We start from the raw sequence: 10,000 nt of genomic DNA, 5'->3' as shown, positions 1-10,000 counted from the left end.
GGAACTGTAAATGTACCTTGTGATGTGTCGGGTGAAGAGTTTGATTTACCAATTAAAGGAAAATTAAAACTTTTAGTTAAGTTTGGAGATGCCTTTAATGATGAAAATGAGGAGTTGCTCATTTTACCACATGGCGAGTTTCAAGTAAATGTTGCACAATATATATATGAATCAATTATATTGTCGGTGCCTTTACGTAGAGTACATCCTGGTGTTAAAGATGGTTCGCTGTCTGATGTAATTGAAAAATTAGAATCGCTTTCTCCAAAAGAAAACAAAAAAGAAGAACAACAAAATAATGATATTGACCCTAGATGGGAGAATTTAAAAAAACTATTAACGGATAAATAAAATAGAACAATGGCACATCCTAAGAGAAGACAGTCGTCTACAAGAAGAGATAAGAGAAGAACACATTACAAAGCGACAGTTGCTCAAATCGCAACATGTCCAATTACTGGTGAAGCACACTTATACCACAGAGCTTACTGGCATGAAGGTAAAATGTACTACAGAGGTCAAGTTGTAATTGATAAAAATGAAGCAGTGGCTTAATTGCATCAACAAAAAAATAGAGAAAACTCTCACATTGTGAGAGTTTTTTTGTTAAGTACCCATTCGTTTTAAATTAACAAAAACGAATAGGATTCGTTTGAAATTTTTTTTGTAATTTCCACCACTTTTTGAATCCTAAAAATTCAGAAGGAAAAATTAATCGAAGATGAATAAAATAACAGCAGCAATTACGGCAGTAGGTTCTTATGTTCCCGACTTTGTTTTGTCGAATCAAGTATTGGAAACATTAGTAGATACCAATGACGAATGGATTACCACTCGTACCGGAATTAAAGAAAGAAGATTGTTAAAAGAAGAAGGAAAAGGGACTTCTTTCATGGCGATTAAAGCCGCTCAAAATTTATTAGAAAAAGCCAATTTAGATCCTAAAGATATCGATTTAGTGATTATGGCAACGGCAACTCCAGATATGCCAGTAGCTTCAACAGGAGTTTATGTAGCTACACAAATTGGTGCAACGAATGCCTTTGCATTTGATTTACAAGCTGCTTGTTCGAGTTTCCTTTATGGAATGTCTGCAGCTTCAGCTTACATCGCATCTGGAAAATACAAAAAAGTTTTATTGATAGGTTCTGATAAAATGTCATCGATTATCGATTATACAGACAGAGCTACTTGCATCATCTTTGGTGATGGGGCAGGAGCTGTATTGTTTGAACCAAATACCGAAGGATTAGGACTTCAAGATGAAATCTTAAAAAGTGATGGAATCGGAAGAGAATTCTTAAAAATTGAAGCAGGTGGTTCTATTTTGCCTCCTTCAGAAGAAACCGTAAAAAACAAACAACATTTTGTATTCCAAGATGGAAAAACGGTTTTCAAATACGCCGTTTCTGGAATGGCTGATGTGAGTGAGAAAATCATGGAGCGTAACAATTTGTCTCACGACGATATCAATTGGTTAGTAGCACATCAGGCCAATAGAAGAATTATTGATGCTACAGCAAATAGAATGGGATTAGACGAAGCTAAAGTTTTAATCAACATTCAAAAATACGGAAATACTACTTCGGCAACCCTACCTTTACTATTATCAGATTTCGAAAACCAATTGAAAAAAGGAGATAACATTATCTTTGCAGCTTTTGGTGGCGGATTCACATGGGGTGCTATCTATTTAAAATGGGCTTACACTAAATAATAACAAAACTAAACTAAATCAAATATTATGGATATTAGAGAGATTCAAAACCTAATCAAATTTGTAGCTAAATCAGGTGCTACAGAAGTAAAATTAGAAATGGACGATTTTAAAATCACCATAAAAACAACTGCTGAAGGAACAGAAAGTACAACAACTTATGTACAGCAAATGCCTATGCAAGCGGCTCCACAAATGGCAGCTCCTCAAATAGCAGCAGCTCCAGTAGTTGCAGATGCTCCAGCAGCAACTCCAGCAGCTGATGATAATGCAAAATATATTACAGTAAAATCACCAATCATTGGTACTTTCTATAGAAAACCAGCTCCTGACAAACCAATGTTTGTTGAAGTAGGTTCAACTATCGGAAAAGGAGATGTTCTTTGTGTGATTGAAGCAATGAAATTATTCAACGAAATCGAATCTGAAGTTTCAGGTAAAATCGTGAAAATTTTAGTAGATGATTCATCTCCAGTTGAATTTGATCAACCATTATTCTTAGTTGATCCATCTTAATAAAGTTAGAAGTTAGAAGTTGGAAGTTAGAAGTTTTCTTTCTTCATAATTGTCTAATTGACACATTGTCTAATTATCTAATTAAAAAAACATGTTTAAAAAAATATTAATTGCCAATAGAGGTGAAATTGCACTACGTGTAATTAGAACTTGTAGAGAAATGGGCATCAAAACAGTTGCGGTTTATTCAACTGTTGATGCTGAAAGTTTACACGTAAAATTTGCTGATGAAGCGGTTTGTATTGGACCTGCACCAAGTAAAGATTCTTACTTAAAAATGTCAAATATTATAGCTGCTGCCGAAATTACAAATGCAGACGCTATTCACCCAGGATATGGATTCTTATCTGAGAATGCTAAGTTTTCAAAAATTTGTCAAGAGCATGGTATCAAGTTTATTGGTGCTTCTCCAGAAATGATTGAAAAAATGGGAGATAAAGCTACAGCAAAATCAACGATGATTGAAGCTGGAGTTCCATGTGTTCCGGGTTCTGAAGGGATTTTAGAAGATTTCGAACAAGCTAAAAAAGTAGCAAAAGAAATTGGATATCCTGTAATGATGAAAGCTACCGCTGGTGGTGGTGGTAAAGGAATGCGTGCTATTTGGAAAGAAGAAGATTTATTGAAAGCATGGGAAAGTGCGCGTCAAGAAGCAGCTGCAGCCTTCGGAAATGATGGTATGTACATGGAAAAACTGATTGAAGAACCACGTCATATCGAAATTCAAGTAGTTGGAGATTCTTACGGGAAAGCATGTCACTTATCTGAAAGAGATTGTTCGGTACAACGTCGTCACCAAAAATTAACTGAGGAAACTCCATCGCCTTTCATGACAGATGAATTGCGTGAAAAAATGGGAACAGCAGCAGTTAAAGCAGCAGAATATATTAAATATGAAGGTGCTGGAACAGTTGAATTCTTGGTTGATAAACACAGAAATTTCTACTTCATGGAAATGAACACACGTATCCAAGTAGAACACCCTATTACAGAACAAGTAATCGATTACGATTTAATTCGTGAGCAAATCATGGTAGCGGCTGGAATTCCAATTTCAGGGAAAAACTACTATCCACAATTACACTCAATAGAATGTCGTATTAACGCTGAAGATCCTTATAACGATTTCCGCCCTTCGCCAGGTAAAATTACGGTTTTACATGCTCCAGGAGGACACGGAGTACGTTTAGATACTCACGTTTACGCTGGATATACAATTCCACCAAATTATGACTCTATGATTGCTAAGTTAATTACAACTGCTCAAACTAGAGAAGAAGCAATCAATAAAATGAAGCGTGCTTTAGATGAGTTCGTAATCGAAGGAATCAAAACCACAATCCCATTCCACAGACAATTAATGGACGAACCAGATTATGTGGCTGGAAATTACACTACAAAATTCATGGAATCTTTTGTAATGAAAGACCCTCAAGAATAAAAACTAAAAAAGCGATTTCAATTGAAATCGCTTTTTTTTATGCTATTATAATTTTAATACTGTTTGTTTAAATTAGAAGTGCAAAATAAGTTTAACTTTTATTTTTAGGAATTCATTTATAATTTTTTTAAATTGCTTAATGAAATTAAAGCGGTTTATGAAAAAAAATGTGACAGCATTATTTTTTATTAGTTGTTTCAAACTTTTTTCCCAAACGCCTGTTGTGCTTTGGGAACAAGAGTTTGGAGAATTAGAATCAATTTTTTATAATATTTTAAAAACTAACAATGGAGAATTTATTTTAAGTGGAGGTTATTATCCTTCTGCGGTTGTTAGTGGAGGCTTAACGGTTAGGATTGACACTAATAATCAGTTAATTTGGGAAAATAATAACCTACAAATTGGTATACCAAAAGGTATTGTTCAACAAAGTGATGATTATATTTATTCTGTTAAGTATTCTAATCCACCAAATACAAGTACGTTTAGTTTATTTCAATATAATAATGACGGTGTTTTACTAAATCAATGGAGTTATCCTCATTCCGATGTTTTGTATATCACAAAATTAGTGGCAACCCAAGATGGTGGTTTTTTAATTTCAGGGCATAAAACAACACCTGATTCCCCATATTCAAGAAATGGTTGGATAGCAAAACTTAATGCATCTAAAGTGATAGAATGGGAAAGAGAAATAAGTTCTGCGGATGCAATTCAACTACAAACAGCAACTCAAACCACAGATGGTAATTTTTTAGTTGCAGGTCATAAAGAATATAACACAGGAACTTCTGATTTTTATTTGGCTAAATTAAATACTCTTGGGAATCTAATTTGGGAGAAAGAGTATGGAGGCAGTGTAGATGAAGATGTTTGGGCGGTAACTGAACTAGTAAATGGTAATTATATTTTTGCAGGAGCATCAACTTCATTTGATGGTGATGTTTCAAACAATAGTGGAGAAATTAATGTGTGGACGATTATAACCGACACCAATGGAAACCTACTTTCAGAACAAATTATTACCAATGGTTTTTGGGCGTTTACAGAATCATCAATAATTGCTGAGCCCGATGGAGGTTATACCATAGGCACAATGAGTGATTGCTCAGAGAGTTATTCAATGCAGCACTTTAATATCCAACGATTTAATGCTGCTAATGAAAATATTTGGAATTTATGTTTAGCAGAAGGTAATTTGTTAGACCTTGTTAAAACTGATGATGATGGATACATTGCTGTTGGAGTTAATGTTCTTTCTAGTGGCAATCAAGCCTATGCTATTAAAATAGGTGTAGTGTTAGATAATGAAAGTTTTGCACTTCAAAATACTAGTTTTTATCCCAATCCTGTAAAAGATATATTGTATATAAAATCTGATATTGTTTTTAATCATGTTATTATTTATACGGTTGATGGTAGAAAAGTAATGAGGGAACAAATTCAAAACAATCAAATTAATGTAGAAAAACTACCTCAAAATTTATACATCGCAAAATTAGTTACCGAGAACGAACAAGAAGTTAATCTTAAATTTGTGAAAAATTAAGAGTTGGTTTTTACCCTAAACTTTTAATCAATTCGTCAATTTCTAACTTCTGATTTTCATATTTTAATCGCAACGGATTGGCTTCTTTTTCTGAACGATTGTAATAAATCATCGCTTTTTCCGCAAAAAACTTTTGATGATGAACTGATGCCTTCGGAATTAAAGGAAATTCTTTGTGAAACAACATTTCGTAATACGCTTGCCATTCGCGTTCGTTTTTGTCTTGCATGGCGATTTCTGGTGCTTTTTGTTTTACATGCATCATTTCATGAGCCAATAAATTCAACATCAAAACCAATGGAAATTCAAACGTGTTTTCTGGAATGCGTATAATTTGTTTGCCTCCAATTTCTCCTTCGGCAGTCATTAAAATAAAATCGGGTTTTGCGGCTTCTCTAAATTCAAAACCTGCAAAATTGGGATGTTCTAATTCATATACTTTTAAAAGCCATAGCGCCGCTTCTTTCGTTAAGCCATGCTTATGAAAGGTTTTTATAGTGAGTTCTATGTCTTCGAATGGAATCATTTTCAAGGTCAAAAATCAAATTCAAGAGCAAGAACAATTTGAAAATTGAACTTGCTCTTGTCCTTGAACTTTTAAAGTGTTTCTTTTAACCAACCAAAAAATTCGCTTTGCCAAACCAAAGCATTTTGTGGTTTTAGTACCCAATGGTTTTCATCTGGGAACAATAAGAATTTACTTTTAATTCCTTTTAATTGTGCCGCTTGGAAGGCTTCTTGTCCTTGTCCAATTGGTACACGGTAATCTTTTCCGCCTTGGATAATTAAAATCGGTGTATTCCAATTGTTAATTAACTTAATTGGATTGAATTCGTTATACGTTTTTTGTGCTTTTGCATTATCTTTTTCCCAATAAGCACCACCTGAATCCCAATTCGTAAAGAAAACTTCTTCTGTAGTTCCATACATACTTTCTGTGTTGAAAATACCACAATGAGAAATGAAGGTTTTGAAACGATTTTTGTGAATTCCAGCCAATTGAAATACAGAGTATCCTCCATAACTCGCACCCACAGCGCCTAAACGTGTTTTGTCTACGTATGATTCTTTTGCTACATCATCAATTGCAGCTAAGTAATCATCCATAACTTGTCCGCCCCAATCGCCTGAAATTTGTTCGTTCCAAGCCGTTCCGTGTCCTGGCATTCCTCTACGATTTGGTGCCACAATTACATAACCTTGCGAAGCCATTAATTGGAAATTCCAACGGAAAGAATACGATTGAGTCAACGCACTTTGTGGTCCACCTTGACAGTATAAAAGCGCTGGATATTTTTTAGTTTTATCGAAATTTGGAGGTAAAATTACCCAAACCAACATTTTTTTGCCATCGGTAGTCGTAACCCAACGTTTTTCTGTTTTACAAGAAGCGATTTTAGTATAAGCTTCATCATTTACTTTCGTAATTTGTTTCCAAGTTTTTTTAGCTAAATCATACGAATATACTTCTGGAGCATGGTTCATATCATTTCTAGTTACTAAAACCGAAGTTCCTGTAAAACCAACAATTGCATTCACATCAAAATCGCCATCAGTTAATTGAATTACACGAACAGCAATTTTTGTTAAACCTGGAAAATTCACTTCAAAAAGTTGTTTTGTTCCTTTAATTGGCGCAACAAAATATACTTTTTTTCCATCGTTACTCCAGGTAAAACTGTCCACAGTTCCGTCCCAACCCGCAGTTAAATTAATGTCTAATTCTCTATGACGAACGATAATATCATTTTTATCCGCTTCAAAACCATCGCGTTTCATTTGTAACCAAGACAAATCGCCTTTTGGTGAAAAAATCGGATGCGTATCGTAACCTAAATTGCTTTCGGTAAGGTTTTTTGTGATTTTGGTTGCTAAATCATATTCGTATAAATCGGTGTTGGTGCTGGTTGCATAAGCTGTTCCAGCTTTCTTTTTACAAACGTAGATGATTTTTGTCCCGTCTGGAGACCAAACATAATCTTCATCACCACCAAAAGGTTTTTGAGGAGCATCATAAGGTTCGTTTGGCATAATGTCAATTCCAACGGCATCTTTTTTATTTTCGGAATAGAAAACATGATTGTGCGTTCCATCATTCCAAGTGTCCCAATGGCGATAATCTAAACCTGTGTAAACTTGAGCTGTAGTTTTTGATAATTCTGGATAAATGTCTTTTCCTAATAATTTTTCTACCTTAACTTCTTTTGAAAATAACAGAAATTTTCCGTCAGGAGAAACATTTTTATCAGCTAATAATGATTTGTAATCTTCCACCAAAGTAGCATTTCCGCCTTGAACAGGAATTGTATAATATTTTGAATTGATTTTATTTTCTTCAATAGAAGGAGTTCCCACTTTGTAAACTAAAAGTTTTCCATCTTTCGAAATTCCTAAAGGCGTAACTCTTCCTAATTGCCATAAAGTTTCGGGAGTCATTACGTTTTGTGCGCTTGCGGCAGTTATACTCATAATACAAGTAATTAGTAAGGCTAATTTTTTCATGTTTGTAAATATTAATGGTATAAAAATACAAAATTAAACGCATAAAAAAACCGCTCAATTACTGAGCGGTTTTTAGATTTCCATTTACTGGAATTATTGTTTGATGAAACGTTTCATGTTTGTTCCATTAGCAGTAGTAACTTCAATCATGTAAGTTCCAGTTGCTAAATGACCCACATTGATAGCGTTGTTTTCTACTTTTCCATTTCCTAAATCTTGACCCATAGCGCTGAAAATTCTGTAAGAAGCTTCGCCTTCAAAGTCTGAAATGTTTAATACATCACCTTTCACAGGATTTGGATATAAACTGAACGTTAATGGAGATGTATTATCAATTTCTTTAGCAGATGATGTTACATTAATTGTGTAATCTTCTACTTGTCCATAAGAGAAAGCTTCGCAAGATGTTGGTACACCATTGTACTTCATAGAAACTCTCATTCTTTTTGCACCTAAAGTAGTTGTTGAAGGAATTGTGAAACTTCCACTAATAGGAGTTGCTGTTGTAGCCGTTCTAGTGAAAACAGTTTCGCCTGAATCAGCAAAATCACCATCGTTGTTGTAATCGATAAATACCGCATAGCCTTCGCTGTAAACTGTTCCAGTCCAAGTTGGGGTGATTGAAATTGTATTGGCAGTTCCTCTTACAATATTTGTTGAAATCGCTGTAAAGTTTTCATATCCAGCGGTTCCAGTTGAAGCATTGTTTATTGTTCCAAATTGAACTCTTCCAATTCTTTCGTCAGCTGTGCTATTTCCTTGAGAAGCACAATAAGTTACTGAGTTTGCTAATGTAGTTACATTTACTGTGTTACTTTCAGCAGATAAATTTCCTGCTGCATCTCTCGCTCTCACTTTGAACGAATATGCTGTTGAAGCTGTTAATCCAGTTGCAGTGTAAGTTGTCCCAGTAACAGTTGTTAGTAAAGTTGTTCCTCTGTAAACATTGTATCCTGTTACACCAATATTGTCAGTTGAAACTGTCCAAGACAAGTTGGTGCTTGTTTGTGTTGTTCCAGAAGCAGATAATGTTGGAGTTGATGGAACTGTTGTATCAGTTGTGTTAGCTAAAGTTGTTACGTTTACTGTATTGCTTGAAGCAGACACATTTCCAGCAGCATCTTTTGATCTTACTGAAAAAGTATAAGCTGTTGAAGCAGTTAATCCTGTAGCCGTATAAGTTGTTCCAGTAACTGTTGTAAGTAAAGTAGTTCCTCTATAAACATCATAACCAGTTACGCCTACATTATCAGTTGAAGCAGTCCAAGACAAATTAGTGCTTGTTTGAGTAGTTCCAGAAGCAGATAATGTTGGAGTTGAAGGCGCTGTTGTATCAGTAGTTCCAGCTGTAATTGTGAAATTTGTATTGGATACATCAAAGAAAATATGATTTGTCCCTTTAATCATGATTCTATTTTGAGTTCCAGCTGTATTTGGAATTGTTACTGCTTGGCTTCCGTCATTTGGAGTAGCAGCTAATAAAGTCGACCAAGTTGTCCCTCCATTTGTAGAGATTAAAATGTCAACATTAGCACAATTTACACCATTTGCAGTTGTTCCTGCAACGTTCCAAGTAATGGTTTGAGTTGAACCACCTGCATATGAAACCGCTGTATTTGGTGCAGTAACTACGAATGGTCCAGCAGTTCCATTTACAGTTACAATCATATCGTCACTATTATTTGTTGAACCACCTGCTCTGTTATCTCTTACTGTAAATCTGAAATTCATAGTTCTAGCTACCGATGGAACAGCTTCAACTACAATTTCTGAACCAGAAGTAGTAGTAGCTCCCGTTAAAACAGATTGCATTCTTGGAAAATATCTTGTAGTAGATGTTGAAGGGCTGTATGATCTGAAAGTTGGTCCAGATGTTTTGGTTGCACTTGCAGCAGAGCTAGCTCCAGTTTGAGCAGATGAAGCATTGTCAAATTGTTCCCAAATGTAAGTTAAAGCGTCTCCGTTAGCATCAGTTCCAGAACCAGTTAACATGAATGGAGTGCTTTTTGGAATGGTGTAATCTAAACCAGCATTTGCTGTTGGGACAGAATTCCCAGTTGCTGTTAGAGTTGGACACGTTTTTGTTTTAATATTATTTGTAACTTGTTGAATGCTGATTGCATGAAAATAAGGGTCAGAATTCATTTGAATGTCTTGACTCGTAATACCAGCATATCCCATGATAGTTGAACCAGAACCAGGTTCCATGTTAGCTCCTGTTCCTTCGTTATTCATAGAGAACGTGTGGTTAGCTCCAAATTGGTGACCCATTTCG

Annotated in this window: 9 protein-coding genes; 6 read left to right on the top strand and 3 right to left on the bottom strand. The window is 35.0% G+C overall.

Going from position 1 to position 10,000, the window contains the following annotated elements; translation table 11 throughout:
• From LDL23_RS01045 to LDL23_RS01020, 6 genes are all read left to right on the top strand, one after another.
• A partial coding sequence (locus LDL23_RS01045) for a DUF177 domain-containing protein (protein WP_291264046.1) occupies positions 1–351 on the top strand: 351 nt, incomplete at its 5' end.
• Positions 352–360: 9 nt separating this feature from the next.
• Positions 361–555: a 50S ribosomal protein L32 gene (rpmF, locus tag LDL23_RS01040; protein ID WP_008255033.1), complete on the top strand. Its 195-nt coding sequence runs from the start codon at positions 361–363 to the stop codon at positions 553–555.
• 166 nt (positions 556–721) lie between these two features.
• Positions 722–1,717, top strand: coding sequence for a beta-ketoacyl-ACP synthase III (locus LDL23_RS01035; protein ID WP_291264045.1), 996 nt, complete (start codon positions 722–724; stop codon positions 1,715–1,717).
• A gap of 27 nt (positions 1,718–1,744) precedes the next feature.
• The gene (gene accB / locus LDL23_RS01030) at positions 1,745–2,233 is read left to right on the top strand and encodes an acetyl-CoA carboxylase biotin carboxyl carrier protein (protein ID WP_291264044.1); all 489 of its coding nucleotides are present in this window, start codon (positions 1,745–1,747) and stop codon (positions 2,231–2,233) included.
• A gap of 91 nt (positions 2,234–2,324) precedes the next feature.
• A complete protein-coding gene (accC, locus tag LDL23_RS01025) occupies positions 2,325–3,674 on the top strand; it encodes an acetyl-CoA carboxylase biotin carboxylase subunit (RefSeq protein WP_291264043.1) in 1,350 nt (449 codons plus the stop codon).
• Positions 3,675–3,831: 157 nt separating this feature from the next.
• Positions 3,832–5,223 carry a T9SS type A sorting domain-containing protein gene (locus LDL23_RS01020; RefSeq protein ID WP_291264042.1) on the top strand — a complete coding sequence of 464 codons (1,392 nt, stop codon included), beginning with the start codon at positions 3,832–3,834 and terminating at the stop codon, positions 5,221–5,223.
• Between the two features lie 10 nt (positions 5,224–5,233).
• Here the strand turns inward: LDL23_RS01020 and LDL23_RS01015 are convergent, their stop codons facing one another.
• The 3 genes from LDL23_RS01015 to LDL23_RS01005 all read right to left on the bottom strand — a co-directional run.
• On the bottom strand, positions 5,234–5,749 hold the full coding sequence (locus LDL23_RS01015; RefSeq protein ID WP_291264041.1) for a hypothetical protein: 516 nt from the start codon (positions 5,747–5,749) through the stop codon (positions 5,234–5,236).
• Between the two features lie 71 nt (positions 5,750–5,820).
• On the bottom strand, positions 5,821–7,725 hold the full coding sequence (locus LDL23_RS01010) for a S9 family peptidase (RefSeq protein WP_291264040.1): 1,905 nt from the start codon (positions 7,723–7,725) through the stop codon (positions 5,821–5,823).
• A gap of 93 nt (positions 7,726–7,818) precedes the next feature.
• On the bottom strand, positions 7,819–10,000 hold a 2,182-nt coding region (locus tag LDL23_RS01005), incomplete at its 5' end, for a GEVED domain-containing protein (RefSeq protein WP_291264039.1).

Source organism: Flavobacterium sp., assembly GCF_020217025.1.
GTDB lineage: Bacteria > Bacteroidota > Bacteroidia > Flavobacteriales > Flavobacteriaceae > Flavobacterium.
The sequence above is the reverse complement of the archived record's forward strand: the minus strand, read 5'-3'. Positions and strand labels throughout refer to the sequence as shown.

Coding starts and splice junctions, on each gene's coding strand:
- rpmF (WP_008255033.1), top strand. CDS start 361: ATGGCACATCCTAAGAGAAGACAGTCGTCTACAAGAAGAGATAAGAGA.
- LDL23_RS01035 (WP_291264045.1), top strand. CDS start 722: ATGAATAAAATAACAGCAGCAATTACGGCAGTAGGTTCTTATGTTCCC.
- accB (WP_291264044.1), top strand. CDS start 1,745: ATGGATATTAGAGAGATTCAAAACCTAATCAAATTTGTAGCTAAATCA.
- accC (WP_291264043.1), top strand. CDS start 2,325: ATGTTTAAAAAAATATTAATTGCCAATAGAGGTGAAATTGCACTACGT.
- LDL23_RS01020 (WP_291264042.1), top strand. CDS start 3,832: ATGAAAAAAAATGTGACAGCATTATTTTTTATTAGTTGTTTCAAACTT.
- LDL23_RS01015 (WP_291264041.1), bottom strand. CDS start 5,749: ATGATTCCATTCGAAGACATAGAACTCACTATAAAAACCTTTCATAAG.
- LDL23_RS01010 (WP_291264040.1), bottom strand. CDS start 7,725: ATGAAAAAATTAGCCTTACTAATTACTTGTATTATGAGTATAACTGCC.